The organism is Gilliamella sp. B3482, from assembly GCF_026536805.1.
Lineage (GTDB): Bacteria > Pseudomonadota > Gammaproteobacteria > Enterobacterales > Orbaceae > Gilliamella > Gilliamella apicola_E.
In genome coordinates, this window is record NZ_JAFNNL010000008.1 from 67,524 (window position 1) to 90,641 (window position 23,118).

The following is a 23,118-nucleotide window of genomic DNA, read 5'->3' on the forward strand; positions in this document are numbered from 1 at the left end:
TGCGAAAGTGATAACAAACACTTTCGCACTTTAATTTTAATTAGAACATTACTTGGCCACCAGTAATATTAATTGATTGTCCAGTACAATATGAAGCCTTATCACTTGCATAAAATAATAAGACATTAAGCACATCTTGATAATCACAACCACGTTTAAGTGGCACCTTATCAATATAAACTTGCTCAACTTCGTTTTCTGGAATACCTAATTTTTTAGCGTATTGAGGAATTAATGATTGGAACATTGGTGATTTTAATAAATTACCCAACATTAATGAATTGACAGTAATACCATAATCTGCAAGATCAAGTGCTAATGATTGAGTTAAACCAACACCACCAAATTTAGCAGCACTATAACCAGAATTATGTTTACTACCAACTTTACCTGATTTTGAATTTATTTGAATAATTCGTCCAGCCGTTTTATGTTTGAGCATTAATTTAGCAAACTCGCGAGCACACAAAAAGTAACCAGTAAGATTAACATTTACTGATAATTGAAAATCGCTTAAAGCAAAGTTTGTAATAGGAGCTGCTTTAGCAACACCTGCACTATAAACCATTAAATCAGCTCGGTTAAATGTATTATCAACATCTTGTGCAAGTTTAATCACACTCTCTTCATTTGTTGCATCAACACCAAAGCCTTTTGCGGTACCGGCTCCATGTTTCTGATTGATAGCATCTGCTACTTTATTTGCATTTTCAATATTTAAATCAGCAACAGCTACATTATAACCAGCATCAGCAATCCCTTTACATAAAAACTCACCTAAAGTTTGTCCTCCACCTACAACAACTGCAACTTTTTTCATTCTTTGTTCCTTAATTAGTTAAAATTTTAATTTCATCACCCACAAAAAGTTGATTTGGAATGTCACCTTTTACATGGATAGTTCCCGGTAATTCTGCTTGGCTACTACCGTCAAACCTTAATGTGATATGCCCTAATTCACGAAAATTAGTGCTAGCAACATCGCCAACGGAGGTAATTTGAAAAGTATATTTGCCAATTTGAAATACTTGCCCTACTTGTAGATCTTGTTTTAAATCATCATGACTATGTAAAAAACAGTAATCAGCTAAGTCTGATGGCGCGCCATTTTTAAATAGTATTAGCATGCCATCAGCCAATGCATCTGGGGCAAACTCACCAATTTGATTAATTTTTGATTGATAGATAACATTCGACATCGTTAACCTTCTTTAATTTTTAGTTGAAGCGAAATTTTCAAATTTCACTGTTTGCTAAAGAGGGATGATGTTCATCCCTAAATACTTAAATATGTCTATTGATAGATAAATAATGACACTGCCCAAGCGATTAATACGGTTGGTGCACCAGTTAAAAATCGACTTACTAGAACCGAAGGAACACCTACACGAACAGTATCTTGTTTTGCTTCTGCTAGTGATAAACCGACAGGGATAAAGTCACATGCAGCTTGAGCATTTATGGCAAACAATGCTGGTAGTGCTAAATGAGGTGGAATATTACCTAACCCAATTTGTACACCAACTAATGTACCGATAACTTGCGCGATTACCGCGCCAGGACCTAAGAACGGTGAAAGTAATGGGAAAGAACAAATTAATGCTAATATTACTAAACCAAGTGGATTATCTGCTAAAGGGACTAATCCATGGGCAATGAAGTCACCTAATCCAGATGCAATAATGATCCCGATTAAGGCTGAAACAAATGCCATGAAAGGTAAAATCGTTTTGAGAACAGTATCAATAGTATCTCGGCCAGCTTGGAAAAAAACTGCTACACCAGACCCCATACCGATACCAATTTTGGCTAATAAGCCATCACTTTGTTCAGTGATTTTTTTACTACTGTCATAATCTTTAAATTCTGACGCTTTAGTATTTGCTTGAGCTGTTTCTCCTACAACATCACCCTCTTTTTCAATTAGTTTGATATTATTTGGCTTAACAGCAGAAACATAAATGTCTTCGACAATATATTGTGCAAGTGGTCCTGATTTACCAGTTGCGTGAATGTTGATAGTTGGTATTCGATTTTTTGGATAAATACCACAACGGAGAGTACCACCACAGTCAATTACAGCAACGCCTATTTCGTCTTTTGGTGGTTCACCTTCTTTAAAACCATCAATTGCTTCCCAACCAGTTAGTTCAACTAAAGTATCGACTATTGCTGGTCTAGTACCAGCTGCAATGTAAACAATTTTTTTACCAGCAACAATTGGAAGCTCTAATGGACCACCCCAACCTGCTTCACCTTTTTCAATATGAATATATTTAGCCATTTTATTTTCCTTATATCGTGATAGATAATTGTTATAAATGAACTTTTCTATCTAGTTTAATTCCCATTTTTTTCTCAAAAATGGCTGTACAAAAGTCAGTAATCCAACCTCTAAAGAAGTTAGTAACTAAACCGACAAGGAAATAACTAACAGCTAATGGACCTAATGGTAAATTTAATGTAGTTAATCCAGCAGCAACCCCTAAATAAACAAAAAGTTCGCCAGGATTTACATGTGGAAATAAACCATTCATTGAGTGGCAGCTATAAGAGGATGCTGCATAATAGCTAGGTTTGTAAAACTCTGGCATAAAGCGGCCTAAGCTTAGTGTCATCGGATTACAAAATACAAATGTACCAATTAAAGGAAGTAATAAATAACGTGAAACAGGGTTACCCGCACAAGCTTGAGCTAAACGTTCAATGCGGTCTTGTCCAATAAATTTAATGACCGCATTCATAACTACTAACAATGAAATTAATAAAGGTAAAATCGAGGTGACCATCCCGACTAACACTTTACCGCCTTCTTGGAATAAACCGATAAACCACTCGGCTCCAAATGAAATTGTATCAATCATATTTTCTCCTATTGATTTAAATTGCAAAGAAATATTAACAATTATGAAATAAAAAAACTTTAACTAGATCACAATTTGAAACATTTTCTTTTATTTTGAAAGAAATATTTTAAACAATAGAAAAAAATAGGGTAATTAATCATTCATAGATAGTTGATATAGCAGTAATAGTTAAAAATAGCTCATTTTGATTGGACTTTAATAAAGAGTTGGCGTAATTTGGTGTTAGTTAAATAATCATTTAATTCACCTATAGGAGAATATTACATGGCTAAAAGTACTACAAAAAAAAGCACAACGGCTTCGAAATCATCAACAGCTCCAAAAGTTTTAAAAAATGTAAGTTCTGCCAAAAGATTACAGCAATCTGCAATTTTATTTCCAACTGATTTAGGCCAAAAAGCTTCAAAAGATATTTCTGGCGCAATGAACTCTGTATTAGCAGATGTGTTTGCTCTATATTTAAAAACTAAAAACTTCCACTGGCATGTCAGCGGTCCACATTTCCGTGATTATCATTTAATGTTAGATGACCATGGTGAAGAACTATTTGCAATGACAGATCCAATTGCTGAACGTGTACGTAAATTAGGTGGAACGACTTTACGTTCAATTGGTCATATTTCTAAATTACAAAGTATTTCAGACAACAATGCTGATTTTGTTGAACCATCAGATATGCTTGCTGAACTTTGTCAAGATAACATCAAACTTACAGAACGTATGCGCGTAGCACATGATATCTGTGACAAATATAACGATACCGCAACAGCTAGTTTAATTGAAGAGTGGATTGATCAAACTGAAAGACGCGCATGGTTCCTATTTGAAACAGGTCGTAGAATGGACTCATCAGGACACTAAAGCTCTGTGAAGTTCTGTAATTATCATAAATAAGAGACATTCATGGTGTCTCTTATTTTCAATTTAAGAGGAACCAAAAATGAGTAAAAAAATTGCAGTACTTGTTGGTAGTTTACGTAAAGATTCCTATAACTTAAAAGTAGCCAAAGTTTTTCAACAAATTGCGCCATCATCACTTTCACTAAATATCATCCAAATCGGTGATTTACCTTTATACAACGAAGATATTGATACTGATACACCGCCACAATCCTATAATCGTTTTCGCCAAGAAATTGCCAATTGTGATGGTGTGATTTTTGTTACACCAGAATACAATCGCGGGTTACCCGCTGTCATAAAAAATGCACTTGATGTTGGATCACGCCCTTATGGTAAAAGTGTTTGGTCTAAAAAACCAGCTGCTGTGGTCTCTGTATCACAAGGCGCTATTGGTGGCTTTGGTGCAAATCATCATTTACGACAATCTTTAGTTTTTCTTGATATGCCTACCCTACAACAACCGGAAGCTTATATCGGTAATATTGGTACAGCTTTTGATGAAAGTGGCAATATTAACGAAAAAACCAAGTCTTTTCTTTCATCAATCATTGAAAGTTATGCTAAATGGGTTGAACAGCTAAGTTAATAATGATTTATTTTAATATCCACAACCAATATAATTGATTGTGGATATTATTAAATTTATTCGAAACAGATGCTAAACTTTTATCCTTCTAATGAACAAGAGTTATTGAATCGAGCAGAAATGGCCGCTGGCTATAGCTTTGCTGAGATAGCTAAATATGTCAATATTCCTATCCCTGCTAATCTTAATAAACAAAAAGGATGGGTAGGCAATCTGATTGAAACTTATCTTGGTGCGAATGCCGGCAGTAAAGCAGAACAAGACTTTTCTAATTTAGGCATTGAACTAAAAACAATTCCAGTCAATAAAGAAGGTAAACCATTAGAAACTACCTTTGTTAGTGTTATTCCTTTAATGGCAAATCACGGTGTGATTTGGGAAACCAGCCATGTTAAATACAAGCTTAGCAAAGTACTTTGGATCCCGATTGAAGGGGAAAGAAGTATACCTCTTGCAGAAAGAAAAGTTGGAAAACCAATACTTTGGACACCAACTTTAGAACAAGAGCAACAACTTAAACAAGATTGGCAAGAATTAATGGATATGATAGCACTTGGTCAAGTTGAAAAAATCACCGCGCGGTATGGCACCTATTTACAGATCAGACCTAAAGCTGCCAATGGAAAAGCTTTAACTGAAGCCATTGGTGAAAATGGCGAGATTATTTTAACTCGCCCAAGAGGGTTCTATCTTAAAAAGTCATTTACTTCACAAATCCTACAGAATTCCATTGATCATTTAAGTTAAGAAGAAATGATCATTTAATTTCGATCACCCTTATTTTTTTAGCCTTACAAAATACTCCTTTTTTCGTTAAGAAAAAAACCATTTCTTTTATTTTGCAAGAAAATCAAATCTACGTCACATTTTTGCACATTAGTGATTTACTTTGAGCATTTGTGCATATAAATTCATTTAAACATTTGTGAAGAAACAAGAGAATTTGTGAAAGAGGTGTGAGATGAACTTTATATTAGCGGGTCATGGAAACATTGCCGTGGAAATGAAAAATAGCATTGAAATGATAGCTGGTGAGTATCCAAATGTACGGGCTATCACTTTTCAGTTAGGTGATGGTATTGAGACATTAAAAGACAAATATCTAAAAATTATTAATCAATCAACTGAGCAACCATTCATCATTATTACTGATATTTTTTCAGGTAGCCCTTATAACGCAGCGGCAATGTTGGCAATGCAATCAGAAAACATCGAAGTCATCAGTGGTTTATCTTTACCACTTTGTTTAGCGTTATTACATCTTGATTACTCTTCAATTAGCCTTGAAGAAACTTTTGAACAACTTAATGACATGAAATCCGATTTCATCAAATCTTTCAAAAAAATAGCTAAAAATATCGCTGAAGAAGAGGAACTCTAAATGATTATAAATTTAGTACGCATTGATGACCGTTTAATACATGGTCAAGTCACAACAGTTTGGACCAAAGAAGCAAAAGCAGAAAGAATCATTGTTGTTAGTGATGAAGTTGCTAATGACGAAATCCGAGCCACATTAGTTAAACAAGCTGCACCTCCTGGAATTAAAGTTTCTGTTGTGAGTATTGAAAAAGCGGCAGCGGTTTATAAAAACCCAAAATATGAAAACGATACCGTGTTTTATCTTTTTACCAATCCAACCGATATTCTGCGATTAATCGAACAAGGTATACCAATTAAGAGTATCAATATTGGTGGTATGTCTTTCAAAGCAGGTAAAAAGCAGATTACTAAAGCGGTGTCAGTGGATGAAAACGATGTATCGGCATTTAGAAAGATGCATGAGATGGGAGTTGATCTTTGCTTAAAAGTGGTAATTACCGATCCTAACGTCGATTTTATCAAGCTGCTTGAACAAGAATTCCCTATTAATTAATAGGAATAAACAAGGAGGCAAAAAATGGAAATTTCATTATTTCAAATTGTATTAATATTCATCTTCTCTTGTATAGCAGGTATGGGAAGTGTGCTTGATGAGTTTCAAACTCATCGCCCATTAATTGCCTGTACCGTCATAGGCTTAATATTAGGTGATATAAAAACAGGTATCATTTTAGGTGGTACGCTTGAATTGATTGCACTAGGCTGGATGAATATTGGTGCGGCACAATCACCTGATTCAGCACTGGCTAGTGTTATATCCGCGATATTAGTTGTAGTAGGTAAACAAGATATTCAAACTGGAATCGCAATCGCCCTCCCCGTTGCAGCAGCGGGTCAAGTTCTAACGGTATTTGCAAGAACAATCACGGTTGTCTTCCAACATGAAGCTGATAATGCCGCAGAAAAAGTTCAATTCAAAAAAATAGAACTTTTACATTATAGCGCGCTTTTTGTACAAGCTTTACGAGTAGCAATACCAGCAACATTGGTCGCCATTTATGTTGATGCCAATACCGTTAACACCTTATTAAGCATGTTGCCAGATATTGTTACTGGTGGTCTTGCTGTTGCGGGTGGATTTATTGTGGTAGTTGGTTATGCAATGGTATTAAACATGATGATGGTTAAATATTTAGCACCTTTCTTCTATTTAGGCTTTGTTCTTGGAGGTTACTTAAACTTCAGTTTACTCTCATTCGGTATTTTAGGTGTTATTTTTGCCACCATTTATGTCCAATTAAATTCAAAGTTTAACACGACTAAAAATAGCGAAAAAAGTATTGTGGCAAATTCAATCATTGCTGATGACGAGTTAGACGATTAATAAATAAGGATTCTATTATGAAAGAAATGTTAAATACCATTCAAAAGAAAGATATTGTTAGTACATTTATTCGATCTAATTTTCAACAAGCATCTTTCAACTATGAACGAATTCATGCCTTAGCTTTTTGTGTGGATATGATTCCTACAATCAAACGAGTATACAAAACCAAAGAGGAGCAACGTGAAGCATTAAAAAGACATCTAACGTTTTTCAATACGACTCCAGCAATGTGTGGACCCGTTATAGGCGTTACCATGGCAATGGAAGAAGCTCGAGCAAATGGTGCTGATATCTCTGATGGCACAATTAACAGTTTAAAAGTTGGTTTAATGGGACCGTTAGCGGGAGTGGGTGATCCATTAGTATGGGGAACCTTACGTCCAATAACTGCAGCGCTTGGGGCATCACTAGCACTAACCGGAAATATAGCTGGGCCATTACTGTTTTTTATCTTATTTAACTTAATTCGACTTGCCATGAAATGGTATGGATTAACGTATGGATTATCTAAAGGAATCGGAATTGTTAAAGATCTTTCAGGTAATATTCTTCCAAAATTAACAGAAGGCGCAACAATTTTAGGCCTATTTATCATGGGTGTCTTAGTCACAAAATGGACCTCCATAAATGTCCCACTTATTGTATCACAAACGACCGGCATGAATGGAGAAGCGGTCATTATGACAGTACAAGGTATTCTCAATGACCTTGTACCAGGATTATTGCCATTAGCGTTAACACTTTTGATGATGAAATTGTTAAGGAAAAAAGTCAGTCCAATAATTTTAATCTTTGCATTATTTGCGGTAGGTATTATTGGCTATGGTTTAGGTATTCTTGCTAAAGGTTAAAGCGTTAAAGAAATAAAAAATTGACCGTTGAAAATGAATAAAAAGGTTTAAAGCAATTACCGAGAACTTTATTGATAGTAATTTGATTTCTTGAAATAAAAACGCTTTAAACCTTTTCCTAAATAAATTTAACCAAATTAGAGAATTAGAGGAATATATGAAAACTCAAGCAGTTAGACTGTATGGAAAAAATGATTTGCGATTGGAGTCATTTCAACTTCCTGAAATTACTGATGATGAAATTCTAGTTACAGTCATTGTAGATAGTATGTGTATGTCTTCATTAAAATTAGTCAATCAAGGTGAAAATCATAAGAAAACGCCACCCGACTTAAAAAATAACCCCATTATTATTGGGCACGAGTGCTGCGGCGAAATTATAAAAGTTGGAAAAAAATGGCAACATAAATTCAAACCAGGACAAAAATATGTCGTTCAGGCCAATTTACAACTTTCTGATAGCCCATATTGCGTAGGTTATTCTTATCCTTATACTGGTGGTTGTGCAACTTACATGATAATTAACCATGATGTACTAAAACAAGACTGTTTGATTCCTTATGATGGACAAACTTATTTCGAAGGTGCATTAATTGAACCATTGTCGTGTATCATTGGGGCATTCAATGCTAATTTTCATTTAAAGCCAAATAGTTATGAACATATTATGGGCATAAAGCCTAATGGTAATCTGATTATTTTAGGTGGTACGGGCCCTATGGGTATGCTAGCAATAGATTATGCATTAGGGGGACCCATCGCACCTAAAAAGGTTGTCGTAACTGGTCGTAGCAAAGAGAAAATAGAACATCTAAAAACCCTTTATCAATCTCGTAATGGTATTGAATTAGAATTTGTGGATATTTCTAATGTCGATGATCAAGCGAAATTATTAAAAGATAAATCCACCACAGGAAGTTTTGATGATGTTTTTGTTTTCTTACCTTCTCAAGAGTTAATTCAACTCGCCTCTCAACTATTAGCGATTGACGGTTGCCTTAACTTTTTTGCTGGACCCCAAGATAAAAACTTTTCGGCTGAAATTAATTTCTACGATGTTCATTATAACTTTACCCATATCGTTGGCACTTCAGGCGGTAATACTAATGATATGCGAGAAGCGGTGAAACTAATCGAATCAGGTTCGGTAGATGTGGCAAAAATCGTAACTCATATTATGGGTATAGACCAAGCAAGTAAAGTCACTCAAATACAGGATCAGATTAAAGGTGGAAAAAAATTAGTTTATACCCACAAAAAGTTTGATCTTAAATGCATAGAATCATTAGATAAAAATGCGGATGATATTACTTTACAAAAAATACTCTCTAAAAATAATGGTATTTGGTCAAAAGAAGCTGAAGATTATGTTTTAAATTATTTTCCTGATATTGATTCTTGATTTATACTCTATTCAAATCAAGATGACATTTATTTGTGACATCTTGATTTGAATAAAAATATGGAGTTTTTTAATAACTAAAGATAATAAGATAACGCTACTATGATTAATCAAAATTTTAGCAACGACGAGTTTGAACAGCATAAGATGTTAATTAAGATTGCTCAATTGTATTATGAAGAGAATAAAACACAGTCCGAAATAGCAAAAATAGTTAACATACATCGTTCAAGCATTAGTCGAATGTTAAAAACAATACGCGAGCTAGGCATTGTTTCAATTTCGATTAATTATAATCTGTTACCTGATATAGCGTTAGAAGAAAAAATTTGTAATAAATATCATTTAAAACAAGTCATTGTTGTACCCGTCAACACTGATATAGACAATGAAAGTAAAAATCAGATTGTTTGTAATGTGGCAGCAAGTGTCCTACTCAAAAATATTACCGATAATGATGTGATTGGTGTGTCCTGGGGACGCTCGATCAATTATATTGTGAATAGTCTAAAAAATGATAATGCTACATTTGAAAATGTTACCATCGTACCAATGATTGGTGGCCCTTCTGGCAAGATCGAAACAAAATACCACGTAAATAATATAGCTTGTAAACTTTCCGATAAACTTAAAAGTAAAGCAATATTAATTGATTACCCCGCTATCGTTGATACCGCTAATTTAAAAACTGAAATTGAAAAAACTCAGCACATGAAAGAACTCAATGATTGGTGGAATAAGATCACAATTGCTTTATTTAGTATTGGTTGTCCAGCTATATCCAAAAGCTCAATTTGGTATGGTTTTTATGGTGAACTTTTTCAAAAAATTACTAACAGAAAAATTGTCGGCGACATTTTATCGCGATTTTACGACAAAAATGGTAAAGAATTACAAACACCATTCCATGATCAAATTATTGGCGTGACGTTAGAAAATTTAAAAAAAATCCCTCTAAAAATATGTGCAAGTGGCGACGCTGAAAAACTTAACAGTTTAATCGCTGCATTAAATGCAAATTATATTGATGTATTAGTCATTAGTGATGAAATGGCAAATCAATTAGTTAATTGATCTCATAAAAAAGCCGACACTTGCGTAAATTAAAACGTCATTTCAATTTTTATAAATTATTTTTTAAATTTGTGACTCTATTAACAGATTCTTAGACTATTAACCTAGATAATCATTTTTATACTTCATCTTTTTTATTCTTCATTAAGGAAAAAACATGTATCGTTTAATTATAAAAAATGGATTATCTATTAGTTTACTCACGCTTACCGCCAGTTTCGCTGTGATAGCTTCACCACCATTTGTTCCAGTTACTTTGGACAAACTTAATATTCCTAATAAACAATGTAATGTCAGAGATTATGGCGCTGAAGCAACAGGTATTTGGTATGATACAAAAGCATTTCAAACCGCTATTAATGATTGTGCGCAAAATGGCGGTGGTAAAGTTATTGTTCCTGCGGGTTATTACCTATCTGAACCGCTATTTTTAAAAAGTAATATTGAATTTCATTTAGAAAAAGGGGCGGTAGTACAAGCTTCAGCAGAGGAAAGTGCATATCATCCTTCAGAAGAACAAAAAAAATGGTCATCATCAGATGAATCATTACCACTAACAAAACAATGGATTGGGTTTATTAATATAGCAGAAGAGAAAAATATTGCTATCACCGGTGAAGGAATTATTGATGGACAAGGTTCAACGCTTTTAGAAAAATACCGCGCCGAGACTCGTCAAGCCGGAAAAAAGGGACCAACAAATCGCCCACGTCTACTTTTATTTAAAAACGCTAACAATATTTTAGTTGAAGGCGTCACAATACAAAATTCGCCAAGTTTTCATATTGTTTTTAAAAATGTGGAAGATATTACAATTAATAAAACAACAATATCCGCTCCAGCTTGGTGGCAAAACACGGATGCCATTGATCCAATGGATAGTAGAAGAGTCAGTATTACAAAAAACACAATAAGTGTGGGTGATGACCATGTTGCCATTAAATCAACAGTAAACAACCTTAGCCATGATTTTTATATTGCAGATAATAACTTTATGCTCGGTCGTGGATTATCTATTGGTTCAGAAACATATGGCGGTGTGAGCAATTTACTTGCAGAAAATAATACCTTTACCGATGCGATGTATGGTATTCGAATCAAATCGCCAAGAGGCAAAGGTGGTGAAGTTAAAGATATTGAGTATAACAATACAACAATGGTCAATGTAAAAACGCCAATTGTTTTGTCAGCTTATTATAAAGGCGGCCCAACAACAAAAGATGCAAAAATTAAAGCGTTGCAAGAAGGTGAATTTGCTGGTGGATTTATGTTAGGCGATCAGATTTATCCTGCGGATACTGAACAACCAAAAGAGCATAAACAAACCCCATACTTCAATAACATTAGCTTCAATAATCTTACTGTAAAAGGTAAAAGTAATTACGCTGGTTTTATTATTGGAACACCAGAAAAACCATTCAATAATATTAGATTTTCAAACATCAATATTGAAGCGGAAAACGGTTTTAAAATTCGTAACGCATCAGTTGAGTTTAGCCACACTAAAATTAATGTAGAAAAAGGATCAGATATTATTAAAGAAAAAGGAAGTCATATTACTCATCAATATTAATTTGGTGGCTCAGATTTGAGCTAATAAAAAATTCACAAACTAGAGCGTTACCAATTGAAACTGTCAAACCGACAAACAAAACAGGTAACGCTTATTTTTCTGACTCAAAATTAACGCAATAAATAGTCTTATTAAATTTACTTGAAGAACTACAGAATATTTCATTGATCTTCGCTAAAAAGTGCATTATCTATCATTAATTTCCGTGAAATCAATACCGACTAAGCGCAAGCAAGATATCACGCTTTTGTTCATTATGCTGTTTTTTAATGTTTCTTTTTACCACAACGTGATCTCTCATTAATCGTTTTGACTTTAAAAGCTCGCCTCTAAAATGATTTTTATCCGTTCAATGTAAATTAAGTAATTGAATATAGAACTCAAAACTTAATGAAATGGTATAGACTCCTCAATTATTTTTACAAATAAACGTCAATCAACCCAGAAAATCATCAACTAAAAAGTTTAATTAATGTTCCATAATCAAGATCAATAATTTGCTACCAATTGATTATTTACATATTTCATTTGTTAATTTGTGATCCAAAACACAATTTGGAACGCTGTTTTAATTATAATGATCTTTAGTTTTGTTATTAAAATTGGAGCAAAAACATGGATCTTTTTCTAAATATATTTGGTCAGCCTGCTATCATTATTGCATTAGTTGCGTTCATAGGATTGGTACTACAGAGAGCAAAACTTTCTAAAATTATTACTGGCACCCTACTTTCATTTATTGGTTTTGTGTTAATTAAAACGGGTGGAAAAATCTTAGGTGGCGTGTTAATTATGTTCAGTAACATGTTTACTCATGCATTTGGAATGCATGGGGTCGTACCAAGTAATGAAGCCATTACCGCATTGACGATGGAATCACTTGGTACTAGTGCCGCCTTTATCCTCTTTTTTGCGATGATAATTAATCTACTATTAGCAAGATTTACCCGCTTTAAATCGATTTATTTATCATTGCATTTAGTGCTATTCATGGCATTTTCATTTACCGCAGTTTTACAAGGTATGGGCTATAATGGCTATATCATTGTTGCAACTGGCGCAATGATTATTGGCCTTTATATGGCGATATTTCCAACTTTACTCTCTAAATTTAGCCGTACAATAATAGGGAATAATGATTATTGTATTGCCCATGCTGGTACAGTTTCATACTTATTAGGTTCCTATTTAGGTAAATGGCTAGGAAATAAAAAAAATGATATCGAAAAGATTAAAATAAATGATCGTTTTAGCTTTTTAAGGCAATCAGATGTTGCGACTTTTATTACCATGTTTGTTTTACTATGCTTATCCGGTGCTTTTTCATCCGCTGAGTATTTGAATGAGATACTTAAAAACAATACGTTTATTATTTTTGCGTTGGAACAATCAGCTATTTTTGCCGGAGGACTCTATATTGCCAAAAAAGGGGTCGCTATTTTTACTGAAGAAATCATCCCAGCTTTTAAAGGATTTGCCCAAGTTGTCGCACCTGGTTGTGTGCCGGCGGTCGATCCAATGGTGTTATTTGATAAAGCACCAAATTGTGTATTAGTTGGTTTTATTGTGAGTTTCTTTACTGAAATAGCTTGTGTGGTCGTTTTCCCTTTTATTGGTTTACCTATTATCATTCCCGGAATTATGGCAAGCTTCATCACTGGTGGAACAGCAGCAATATTTGGTAACTCAACAGGTGGAGCAAGAGGAGCGGTTATTGCCTCTTTCGTTAATGGTTTACTTTTATGTGTGTTGCCAGCCCTCGCATTACCTCTCTTCAAATTTTTAGGTGTTGAAGGTGTAACCTTTGCTGATCCTGATTTCACATCCTTATCGTTAATCACTGAATTTATTGTTAAGCTATTTAGTTAATCAAAAAGTCCGTTGCTATAACGGACTTTTTCTCGATAAATTTAAATTAAATCAAACATTAATATTTTTGAATTTCTTTGATAATTATAGAGTTGTTTCTTTTTAATCGGTAGATCATCCACTTCAGCTGGATTAAAACCTTTTTCACGAAACCAATGAATGCTTCGAGTGGTAAGCACAAAGATTTTTTCTAATCCTAAATTATTAGCACTTTCTGAAATTTTTTCTAATAATAAATCACCGCGTGATGAGTTTCTATATTGTGGATGAATCGCCAAACAAGCCATTTCACCCATTTTTTCTTCTGGATAAGGGTAAAGCGCAGCACAGCCAATTGTCATATTATCACGTTCAATAATAGTGAATTTATCAATTTCCATCTCTAATTGTTCTCGTGAACGTTTAACTAAGATACCCTGCTCTTCAAGTGGTCGAATCAGCTCCAATATTCCACCTATATCATTGATTGTTGCCAAGCGAACTTGCTCTGAATGTTCCATAGCAACTTGTGTACCAATACCATCACGAGAAAACAGTTCTTGCAAAATAGAGCCATCTACTAAATAGCTAACTAAATGGCTACGACGGACGCCATTACGACATGCTTTGGATGCCGCACGCAAAAAACGAGCCTCACTAGATAGGTGTTTACCACATTCTTCTTTGCGATTAACATAATTATCAGCATCCACTGGGAACAGATCAGTTATTACATGATTTTGTTCATCAAGTACACCTTGTTCTGCACAAAAACTGATTAGTTTATCGGCTTTAAGTCGAATAGCTACTTCGGCTGCAACATCTTCTGACGATAAATTAAAACTTTCACCTGTAACTGACACACCTACAGGACCTAATAGTACAATCGAACCACGATTTAATTGCTCATCTATTGCTTCGTTATTAATTCGACGTATTTTACCTGTATGGCAATAATCTACACCATCATCAACACCTAATGGTTGTGCTATAACAAAATTACCACTAACCACATTAATATGTGCGCCTTGCAAAGGTGTATTATTTAAGCTCATTGATAAGCTGGCGGTAATATTAAGTTGTAATAACCCTGTTACCTGTTTAACTACATCTAGAGTTGGGCCATCAGTGATCCGAGTATTTTTATGGTATTTAGGTTTAATATTATGATTTTTCAGTGATTCATCTATTTGGTTACGCGCACCATTAACAATGACCAGTTTAATACCCAAGCTATGTAATAAACCAATGTCACTAATGATACTTGCATAATTATTACTTTTTAAAACTGCACCAGTTAATAAAATAACGAATGTTTTGCCTTGATGTGCATTAATATAAGGTACTGAATGCCTTAAACCATCAACGAGTTCAGTTGTTCTTTCTTTCATCGCACCACCATTCAAAATGAATATTTATTCATGTTTTTTGTATTTTTATTTATTTTTTATCCAATGGCAAGTCTTTTTTGAAAAATTCAAGAACATAAAATAGATAAAAACTAATTTATAAAAATAGCTTAGCGAATAGTTAATGGAAGATAATGAAAGAAGTAGAGTTAATGATTTTTCAGTTTTTCAATCATTTGATTTAGAATTAAATTTTCATCTTGATCAACATCTACAATATGATGAGCAGCATCATGATATAAAGGTAAACGTTCAGCAAGAACTTTCTCCATTTCGTCAGAAATTGATAAACCCGTTAATGATGGTCGTTGAGCAATATTAGGATCTTTCATCAAACGAGCTGCTAATATTTCAGCAGGTGCAGATAGAAATATGACGACACCATTTTGCTTCATAAACTGTCGATTTTTCTCAGCTAATACCATACCGCCACCAGTTGCAATAACGCGATTTGGCTTAGCGGTATCAATAAGGACTTGGCTTTCTCTAGCACGAAAACCTTCCCAACCTTCTTTTTCTACAATCTCAGCAACCGTTTTTTGCGTGGTTTCAAGTAAATGACAATCTGTATCGATAAAAGAAAATGATAACTCTTTGGCTAACATTTTACCCATTGTTGTTTTGCCAGCAGCTCTTGCGCCAACTAAAAAAATTATTTTTTTCATTTTGGGCCCTTCTTGATATACAGATCTTAAAATAAGTTATTTATGTATGCTAGTGATTCATTTTTATTTTTGCAATATTTTTTTACAATTTGATTTTATTATCCATATGATTTAATGAATAATAATATCCAAAAAAGTGTAAATAATTTAATGCAATTTACCTAGCATTCTTTAAACATAATCTAGTGTTGAGCATAACAATCAACACAACTTTTCTAAACCTCTAAAATAAAGTTCAGTAGCAATCGATTGATGCAATCGCCATTGAATCACATCTAATTCAGGATTCACTTTTTTAAACTCTTGGTATGTCATGAAATATCGAATGGTATTACTTCCAACACGATCATTAATACTATTGATAATCAGTTTTATTTTTTCACTACGAATATTTTTTAATTCTTTCATTGTAGTTGCGACATTTTCAGGTACAGGTAAAACTCCGTTTTCCCAATCATGCCAAGTTTTTACGTCCGTTTTACCGATATACTCACTTGCCTCTGATACTTTTAGCATCAGAAAACGGCGAAATGCTTGTAACTCTAAATTAGTCATAAATACTCCTTTTTAATCACATTTTAAATTTATTAATCACTTTAACAATCTTAGCCGATTTAATAAATTTTTAAGATGAAGATTAAATATTCAGTCACCATCCCAATTGAATGAGATGGTTAATTTTTAGCTTTTATTTACCTGATAAAGCATCAATCACAGCTTGTTTTGCTCTATCTGAAAGCTCTTTTCCTGTCCAAATTTTAAATTGAGCATTTGCTTGACCAATAAACATCTCACGTCCAGAAATCGATTCCCATCCTGCTTTTTCAGCTTCTTGTCTAAACTTCGTGTTATATGGTGTGTACACAATATCGTAAGCTATGCCTTTACCTTTAAACCATGCTTGTTCATAAGGCGTTTGATCTTCAAATTTACCTTGCATACCTAATGGAGTAGAGTTGACAATAATTTGTGCTTCAACTTTATCTCTATCCGACCACGCTACCGTTTTAAGATTAAATTCTTTAGCTAATGCTTCGGGTAAATCAGTGACAATATCGGTAACTGTTATATCACTATATCCAAGATCTTGTAATCCAACAACCGCCGCACGTGCTGCACCGCCCGCCCCAAGTATTAACACTTTTTTATATTCAGCTGGTAATTTTTTTTGCGCTAGTGGTTGCATAAAACCAATAATATCGGTGTTATCGCCACAAAGCTTATCACCATCCCAATAAACTAAATTAGCTGCACCCGCTTTTTTAACATGATCAGTGACTTCATCTAAATAAGGAATAATAGTTTGTTTGTGAGGGATCGTAACGCACAAACCACGGATATTTAGTAATCGTACTGATTTAAAAAGTGTCGCAATTTCCTCTGGTGGTGTAGGAAAAGGTACAAGTACGGCAGGAATACCATAATCTTGGAAAGATGTAGTATGAATAAGTGGGCTCATACTATGCCCCAAAGGATAACCGATAATGCCATAGATGCTATATGGCGTAAACTGACTCATACTATCTCCTTGAAAGTAAATAAATTCAGACTAATAGATGAAATTTAAAATCCATAGTATTAAAACACAATTATTATAAGATTAAATCGTTTTATATTGAACAAAAACAATCTAAATTATGAGATAATTATTTCGTCATCATAATCAATTTAGAATTATTAATCTTTTTCAATTAAAAACTTATTTTTAAGCTTAGATAAGATAATGCTTGAGAATTTACCTGTAAAAGCGTATACTTCGCTACCTCATTATTATGGGTGTAGTGTGAGAGGTTAGACTGCTTCTCAAATAGAACTGCAGCAAACTAAAAGCCTGACGAGGTTAATTCCATTAACATATTACGCCCAAGGCTTAAGCATAGAAATTTCGGAGAATTATTGACATGTCACGAGTATGCCAAGTAACAGGAAAAGGTCCTTTAGTGGGAAATAATCGTTCTCATGCGATGAATGCTACTAAACGTCGTTTTCTACCAAATCTTCAAACTCACCGTTTTTGGGTTGAGAGTGAAAAACGTTTTGTAAAATTACGTATATCTGCTAAAGGTATGCGAACTATCGATAAAAAGGGTATTGATGCAGTTTTAGCTGAACTTCGTGCCCGTGGTGAAAAGTACTAATAAGGAAACCATATCATGGCTAAAGGTGTACGTGAGAAAATTAGATTAGTTTCTTCTGCTGGTACCGGTCATTTTTATACCACTAGCAAAAATAAAAGAACAATGCCTGAAAAAATGGAGATCAAAAAATACGATCCTGTTGTTCGTCAGCACGTTGTTTATAAAGAAGCTAAAATTAAATAATTTTACTTTTAAATAAAAAACCCAGCTTAGCTGGGTTTTTTTATATCTATGATTGTGATAATTAGATTAAATTAATAAAAAAGCTCCAGTTTCAACTGAAGCCTTATAAATTAAATGATGTCTTATTTTAAATATTCTTGCTCATATGCTCTTGCTTTTTTATCATCAAAAGCATGTTCCCAGCGTGCAATAACAATAGCTGCTAAGGCATTACCAACCACATTAACCACAGTGCGTCCCATGTCTAATATACGCTCAACTCCCATGATATAGCCAATATAATCAAGCGGTATATCAATACTGCCCAAAGTCGCAGAAAGTACCAAAATTGAGGCACCTGGTACACCAGCAATCCCTTTTGACGCTATCATCAATGTTATAACGATGATAATTTGATTTAGAATGCTTAATTCCATACCACATAATTGCGCGAGAAAAATAACAGTTATACTTTGATATAATGTTGAACCATCAAGATTAAATGAATATCCAGTAGGAATAACAAAACTCGTAATTGCTTTCGGTGCACCATAAGCTTCCATTTTTTCAATGATCTTAGGCAAAGCTGTTTCAGAGCTTGCAGTTGAAAACGCAATGACGAGTTCTTCTTTCAATATTTTTAATAAGGTAAAAATATTAAATCGGCATAATTTACAAACTAAACCTAATATGACCAAAGTAAATATAATCATTGCTGAATAAACGGTTAAAATCAATTTCAGTAATGGCAATAATGAAGCGAATCCATATTTGGCAACAGTTACCGTGATTAATGCAAATACCCCAATAGGTGCGTAACGCATAATCATATTAGTGACTTTAAACATTGTATCTGATACCACTTTTAACAAGAATAAAAATGGATCACGCTGTTTATCCGGTAGCGACATTAAGCCTAAGCCAAAAAAGACACAGAAGAAGATAACAGGTAAAACTGCACCATCAGACATTGCTTTAAAGATATTAGCTGGAATCATGTCTAAAATCATAACAATTAAACCGTGAGGTTTACCGCTAAGTTCTTCAGCTGCTTTAGTATATTTACTAATATCTGCTGAGGCTAACGTTGAAGAATCAATTCCCGCGCCAGGTGCAAAGAAATTTCCCCAAAAAAGACCTAATAAAATGGCAATAGTGGTAATAATTTCAAAATAAAGAATAGTTTTAAAACCAAGCATTCCTAAACGTTTTGAACCACCAATGCCTGCTATACCTAACGTTAAAGTACTAAGAATAATTGGTAATACAATCATCTTAATTAAGCGGATAAAGATATCACCTGCTGGTTGGAAAATATTAACAATTGCAAATTGATAATATGAATGTAATTCATGATTAGGATCAGTTAATTCATATAGAAAAGCACCTGCCACTACACCTAAGACCAAGGCAATTAAAATTTGCCAAGCAAGATTAGTTACAACTTTTTTTATAGAGAAAGACATGTAATTCTATTCCTTGTCGTGGTTTTCGAAAACAAAAAAGGATTAGTCTGTGTGGCTAATCCTTTTTTATAATTAAAAATTATTCTTCGGATTCTTGAGCGGAATCATCACTATCATAAGCCTCTTGGGACAATTCCGATTCATCATCATCTTCCGTTTCAGCAATTCGTTGTAATCCGACCACTTTTTCGTTTTCGGCTGTTCGAATTAAGGTTACCCCTTGAGTGTTTCGACCAACAATGCTTACTTCAGATACACGAGTACGTACTAAGGTACCCGCATCAGTAATAAGCATGATTTGGTCAGTTTCTTCAACTTGTACTGCACCAACTACTGCACCGTTTCGTTCACTCACTTTAATAGAGATAACCCCTTTTGTAGCGCGTGATTTAGTTGGATATAATTCTTGTTCAGTACGTTTTCCATAACCATTTTGAGTTGCAGTTAAGATTGCACCATTTCCTCGAGGAACAATTAGTGATACAACTTTATCATCACCTTCTAATTTAATACCTCGAACACCTGTCGCTGTTCGTCCCATGCAACGAACTTTATTCGCTGGGAATCGAACCACTTTACCATTAGCAGAGAATAACATAATGTCTTCGGTATTAGAAATTTGAGAGACTTCATCATCACCATCTGTCTCTTCAACAACCACATCATCGTTTAGTTCTTCATCATCAACGATATCAGATGTTTCATTACTTGTTAAATCAACACCAATAAGTTCATCATCATCACGTAAGTTAATCGCAATTATGCCACCGCTTCGAGGACGACTAAATTCAATTAGAGAGGTTTTCTTAACAGTACCTTGTGCTGTTGCCATGAATACACAATGTTCATCATCAAATTCACGAACAGGTAGAATTGCTGTAATGCGTTCATCAGCTTCTAGCGGTAATAAATTAATAATTGGACGACCTCGAGAACCTCGGCTGGCTTCTGGTAATTGATACACTTTCATCCAATATAAACGGCCACGGCTAGAGAAACAAAGTATAGTATCGTGAGTATTCGCAACTAATAACTTCTCAACAAAATCTTCTTCTTTAATTTTTGTTGCCGATTTACCTTTACCACCTCGACGTTGCGCTTCATAATCAGATAGCGGTTGATATTTCACATAACCTTGATGAGAAAGTGTAACTACAACATCTTCCTGAGCGATTAAATCTTCAATATTGATATCAGCGCTGCTTGCAGTAATTTCTGTTCTTCTTGCATCTTGGAATTGATCGCGAACCGCTTCAAGCTCTTCACGAATAACTTCCATTAATCTTTCAGGGCTTGCAAGAATATGGAGTAAACCACTAATTTGAATTAATAACTCTTTATATTCATCAAGAATTTTTTCGTGTTCAAGTCCGGTTAATCGATGTAAACGAAGATCTAAGATAGCTTGAGCTTGAGCTTCTGAAAGATAATAATGGCCATCTCGAATACCAAACTCTGGCGCTAAATCTTCCGGTCGAGCAGCATCATTACCAGCTTTTTCAAGCATTGCAGCAACATTACCTAGTTGCCAAGCTTGCGATAATAGTTTAGCTTTAGCTTCCGAAGGCGTAGCCGCGGCACGGATTAATTCAATTACAGGATCTATATTAGCTAATGCAATAGCTAAACCTTCCAATACATGCGCACGTTCACGAGCTTTACGAAGTTCATAAATAGTTCGACGCGTTACCACTTCACGGCGGTGAAGAACAAACGCTTCGATCATTTCTCTTAATTTTAATAGTTTTGGTTGGCCTTTATGTAAAGCCACCATATTAATACCAAAAGAAACTTGTAGTTGAGTTAATGAAAAAAGATTATTTAGAACAACTTCACCAACGGCATCGCGTTTAATCTCAATAACAATACGCATACCATCTTTGTCTGATTCATCGCGCAGTGCTGAAATGCCTTCAATTTTTTTATCTTTGACTAACTCTGCAATCTTCTCGATTAATTTTTTCTTATTAACTTGATAAGGAATTTCATTAACAATAATCGTTTCACGACCAGTGTGATCATCAACTTCAACCGTTGCTTTAGAACGAATATAAATGATACCACGACCAGTTCGATAGGCATTTTCAATACCTTTACGCCCATTAATTAATGCTGCGGTAGGAAAATCTGGACCTTTAATATACTCCATTAAACCATCGACAGAGATATTTTCATCTTCAATGAATGCCAAGCAGCCATTAATCACTTCAGCTAAATTATGAGGAGGAATATTAGTTGCCATACCAACTGCAATACCCGATGAACCGTTAATGAGTAAATTAGGAATTCGAGTTGGAAGGACATCAGGGATCATTTCTGATCCATCATAGTTTGGCGAGAAGTCTACGGTTTCTTTATCAAGATCTGTCAACAATGCACCTGCAAATTTTTGCATACGAATTTCGGTATAACGCATTGCAGCAGCAGAGTCGCCGTCAACAGAACCAAAGTTACCTTGACCATCAACAAGCATATAACGTAATGAGAATGGTTGTGCCATACGAACGATAGTGTCATAAACAGCAGAATCACCATGTGGATGATATTTACCGATTACATCCCCGACAACACGAGCAGATTTTCGGTAAGGTTTATTCCAGTCGTATCCAGCTTCATGCATAGCAAATAAAACTCGTCTGTGGACGGGTTTTAGTCCGTCACGTACATCAGGCAAAGCACGCCCGACGATAACAGACATTGCATAATCAAGATAAGAGGATTTTAATTCGTCTTCAATATTGACGGGAGTTATTTCTTTGGCTAGTTCGGTCATAACACCATGTTCTCTTATTAATTTAAATCTTAAAATAGCTTATAATTATAGCACAAAAATAGCTATTAATGCAGAACTAAACTGTTTTTATTTCAACTTATTCTGTATGAATAAACAAAGTATTTTCAATTAATTGGCATAAACAGTTCAAAATCATTGTGTGCATTTCGTAGGCCATCACCTTTTTGTAAGATGGAATTCTGATTTCAATATCATTCTGACCAAGCAATCCGATTACTTCACCGCCATCAAATGCGGTTAATGCAACAATTTTCATATCTTTTATCACAGCTTCTTGGACGGCACGAATAATTGAGCGACTATTACCTTCACAAGTGGATATAATCAAAATATCACCTTGTTGCCCTAAAGCTTGAATTTGCCGCGCATATATCTCTTCATGATTTGATATCGCACTTAACAAAACATTATCCGAAACTAAAGCAATAGCAGGAATACTTGGCCTTTCAATGTCAAGACTTGTAATTAAGCGTGAAGTAAAGCTTTGTACATTCGCTGCCGCAGCCCCATTACCACATCCCATAATTTTATTACCATTAAGTAATCCACCAACAATAATATTAGCTGCTTTTTCAATTGAAGAGCCTAGTGATTCCGCCATCACTATTTGAGTTTGAATACTTTCAGTAAAATAATTTTTTATTAAATCTTGCACGTTTTTCACCTAACC

Annotated in this window: 24 protein-coding genes; 13 read left to right on the forward strand and 11 right to left on the reverse strand. The window is 34.4% G+C overall.

What is annotated here, in order from left to right; all coding sequences use genetic code 11:
• Window positions 1-40 precede the first annotated feature (40 nt).
• From srlD to srlA, 4 genes are all read right to left on the reverse strand, one after another.
• Window positions 41-820, reverse strand: coding sequence for a sorbitol-6-phosphate dehydrogenase (gene srlD / locus J3U18_RS11275; protein ID WP_065561998.1), 780 nt, complete (start codon window positions 818-820; stop codon window positions 41-43).
• 10 nt (window positions 821-830) lie between these two features.
• Window positions 831-1,199, reverse strand: coding sequence for a PTS glucitol/sorbitol transporter subunit IIA (locus J3U18_RS11280; RefSeq protein ID WP_267354141.1), 369 nt, complete (start codon window positions 1,197-1,199; stop codon window positions 831-833).
• A gap of 95 nt (window positions 1,200-1,294) precedes the next feature.
• Window positions 1,295-2,284, reverse strand: coding sequence for a PTS glucitol/sorbitol transporter subunit IIB (locus J3U18_RS11285; RefSeq protein WP_065561996.1), 990 nt, complete (start codon window positions 2,282-2,284; stop codon window positions 1,295-1,297).
• Window positions 2,285-2,315: 31 nt separating this feature from the next.
• Complete coding sequence (gene srlA / locus J3U18_RS11290) at window positions 2,316-2,864, reverse strand: glucitol/sorbitol-specific PTS transporter subunit IIC (protein WP_065561995.1); 549 nt, start codon at window positions 2,862-2,864, stop codon at window positions 2,316-2,318.
• Window positions 2,865-3,131: 267 nt separating this feature from the next.
• Here srlA and J3U18_RS11295 point away from each other — a divergent pair, with 267 nt between their 5' ends.
• The 11 genes from J3U18_RS11295 (at window position 3,132) to J3U18_RS11345 (ending at window position 13,835) form a co-directional block, all read left to right on the forward strand.
• Entirely contained in the window at window positions 3,132-3,728 is a 597-nt protein-coding gene (locus J3U18_RS11295; RefSeq protein ID WP_081299444.1) for a Dps family protein, read from the forward strand.
• 79 nt (window positions 3,729-3,807) lie between these two features.
• Window positions 3,808-4,356, forward strand: coding sequence for an NADPH-dependent FMN reductase (locus J3U18_RS11300; protein ID WP_065735025.1), 549 nt, complete (start codon window positions 3,808-3,810; stop codon window positions 4,354-4,356).
• 69 nt (window positions 4,357-4,425) lie between these two features.
• The gene (gene mutH / locus J3U18_RS11305) at window positions 4,426-5,103 is read left to right on the forward strand and encodes a DNA mismatch repair endonuclease MutH (RefSeq protein ID WP_220225570.1); all 678 of its coding nucleotides are present in this window, start codon (window positions 4,426-4,428) and stop codon (window positions 5,101-5,103) included.
• A gap of 214 nt (window positions 5,104-5,317) precedes the next feature.
• The gene (locus J3U18_RS11310) at window positions 5,318-5,737 is read left to right on the forward strand and encodes a PTS sugar transporter subunit IIA (RefSeq protein WP_065561992.1); all 420 of its coding nucleotides are present in this window, start codon (window positions 5,318-5,320) and stop codon (window positions 5,735-5,737) included.
• Window positions 5,738-6,232, forward strand: a complete 495-nt coding sequence (locus J3U18_RS11315) for a PTS system mannose/fructose/N-acetylgalactosamine-transporter subunit IIB (protein WP_267354143.1) — start codon at window positions 5,738-5,740, stop codon at window positions 6,230-6,232. It begins immediately after the preceding gene.
• Between the two features lie 24 nt (window positions 6,233-6,256).
• Window positions 6,257-7,063 carry a PTS mannose/fructose/sorbose transporter subunit IIC gene (locus tag J3U18_RS11320; protein ID WP_065561990.1) on the forward strand — a complete coding sequence of 269 codons (807 nt, stop codon included), beginning with the start codon at window positions 6,257-6,259 and terminating at the stop codon, window positions 7,061-7,063.
• Between the two features lie 17 nt (window positions 7,064-7,080).
• Window positions 7,081-7,917, forward strand: coding sequence for a mannose/fructose/sorbose PTS transporter subunit IID (locus J3U18_RS11325; RefSeq protein ID WP_267354145.1), 837 nt, complete (start codon window positions 7,081-7,083; stop codon window positions 7,915-7,917).
• Window positions 7,918-8,074: 157 nt separating this feature from the next.
• Entirely contained in the window at window positions 8,075-9,319 is a 1,245-nt protein-coding gene (locus J3U18_RS11330; RefSeq protein WP_267354147.1) for a zinc-binding dehydrogenase, read from the forward strand.
• A 102-nt stretch (window positions 9,320-9,421) separates the two neighbouring features.
• The gene (locus tag J3U18_RS11335; protein ID WP_267354149.1) at window positions 9,422-10,393 is read left to right on the forward strand and encodes a sugar-binding transcriptional regulator; all 972 of its coding nucleotides are present in this window, start codon (window positions 9,422-9,424) and stop codon (window positions 10,391-10,393) included.
• A gap of 157 nt (window positions 10,394-10,550) precedes the next feature.
• Window positions 10,551-11,966 (forward strand): glycoside hydrolase family 28 protein, encoded by a 1,416-nt coding sequence (locus tag J3U18_RS11340; protein WP_267354151.1) that lies wholly within the window; start codon window positions 10,551-10,553, stop codon window positions 11,964-11,966.
• Window positions 11,967-12,581: 615 nt separating this feature from the next.
• Window positions 12,582-13,835 carry a PTS ascorbate transporter subunit IIC gene (locus tag J3U18_RS11345; RefSeq protein WP_267354153.1) on the forward strand — a complete coding sequence of 418 codons (1,254 nt, stop codon included), beginning with the start codon at window positions 12,582-12,584 and terminating at the stop codon, window positions 13,833-13,835.
• Between the two features lie 41 nt (window positions 13,836-13,876).
• Here J3U18_RS11345 and argA read toward each other — a convergent pair whose 3' ends face one another.
• The 4 genes from argA to aroE all read right to left on the reverse strand — a co-directional run bounded on the left by argA (window position 13,877) and on the right by aroE (window position 17,407).
• A complete protein-coding gene (gene argA / locus J3U18_RS11350; RefSeq protein ID WP_065735021.1) occupies window positions 13,877-15,205 on the reverse strand; it encodes an amino-acid N-acetyltransferase in 1,329 nt (442 codons plus the stop codon).
• A gap of 167 nt (window positions 15,206-15,372) precedes the next feature.
• Window positions 15,373-15,888, reverse strand: coding sequence for a shikimate kinase AroL (gene aroL, locus J3U18_RS11355; RefSeq protein ID WP_065561984.1), 516 nt, complete (start codon window positions 15,886-15,888; stop codon window positions 15,373-15,375).
• 201 nt (window positions 15,889-16,089) lie between these two features.
• The gene (locus J3U18_RS11360; protein WP_267354155.1) at window positions 16,090-16,443 is read right to left on the reverse strand and encodes a DUF1870 family protein; all 354 of its coding nucleotides are present in this window, start codon (window positions 16,441-16,443) and stop codon (window positions 16,090-16,092) included.
• 133 nt (window positions 16,444-16,576) lie between these two features.
• Window positions 16,577-17,407 carry a shikimate dehydrogenase gene (gene aroE, locus J3U18_RS11365; protein ID WP_267354157.1) on the reverse strand — a complete coding sequence of 277 codons (831 nt, stop codon included), beginning with the start codon at window positions 17,405-17,407 and terminating at the stop codon, window positions 16,577-16,579.
• Between the two features lie 382 nt (window positions 17,408-17,789).
• Here aroE and rpmB point away from each other — a divergent pair, with 382 nt between their 5' ends.
• Together rpmB and rpmG are read left to right on the forward strand one after the other, a co-directional pair.
• Complete coding sequence (rpmB, locus tag J3U18_RS11370) at window positions 17,790-18,026, forward strand: 50S ribosomal protein L28 (protein ID WP_025314527.1); 237 nt, start codon at window positions 17,790-17,792, stop codon at window positions 18,024-18,026.
• 15 nt (window positions 18,027-18,041) lie between these two features.
• Window positions 18,042-18,209: a 50S ribosomal protein L33 gene (gene rpmG, locus J3U18_RS11375; protein WP_034884348.1), complete on the forward strand. Its 168-nt coding sequence runs from the start codon at window positions 18,042-18,044 to the stop codon at window positions 18,207-18,209.
• 122 nt (window positions 18,210-18,331) lie between these two features.
• Here rpmG and gltP read toward each other — a convergent pair whose 3' ends face one another.
• From gltP to J3U18_RS11390, 3 genes are all read right to left on the reverse strand, one after another.
• Complete coding sequence (gene gltP / locus J3U18_RS11380) at window positions 18,332-19,642, reverse strand: glutamate/aspartate:proton symporter GltP (RefSeq protein WP_416380419.1); 1,311 nt, start codon at window positions 19,640-19,642, stop codon at window positions 18,332-18,334.
• Between the two features lie 91 nt (window positions 19,643-19,733).
• Window positions 19,734-22,427 carry a DNA topoisomerase (ATP-hydrolyzing) subunit A gene (gene gyrA, locus J3U18_RS11385; RefSeq protein ID WP_267354161.1) on the reverse strand — a complete coding sequence of 898 codons (2,694 nt, stop codon included), beginning with the start codon at window positions 22,425-22,427 and terminating at the stop codon, window positions 19,734-19,736.
• Window positions 22,428-22,524: 97 nt separating this feature from the next.
• Entirely contained in the window at window positions 22,525-23,103 is a 579-nt protein-coding gene (locus J3U18_RS11390) for an SIS domain-containing protein (RefSeq protein WP_065561979.1), read from the reverse strand.
• Window positions 23,104-23,118: the final 15 nt, after the last annotated feature.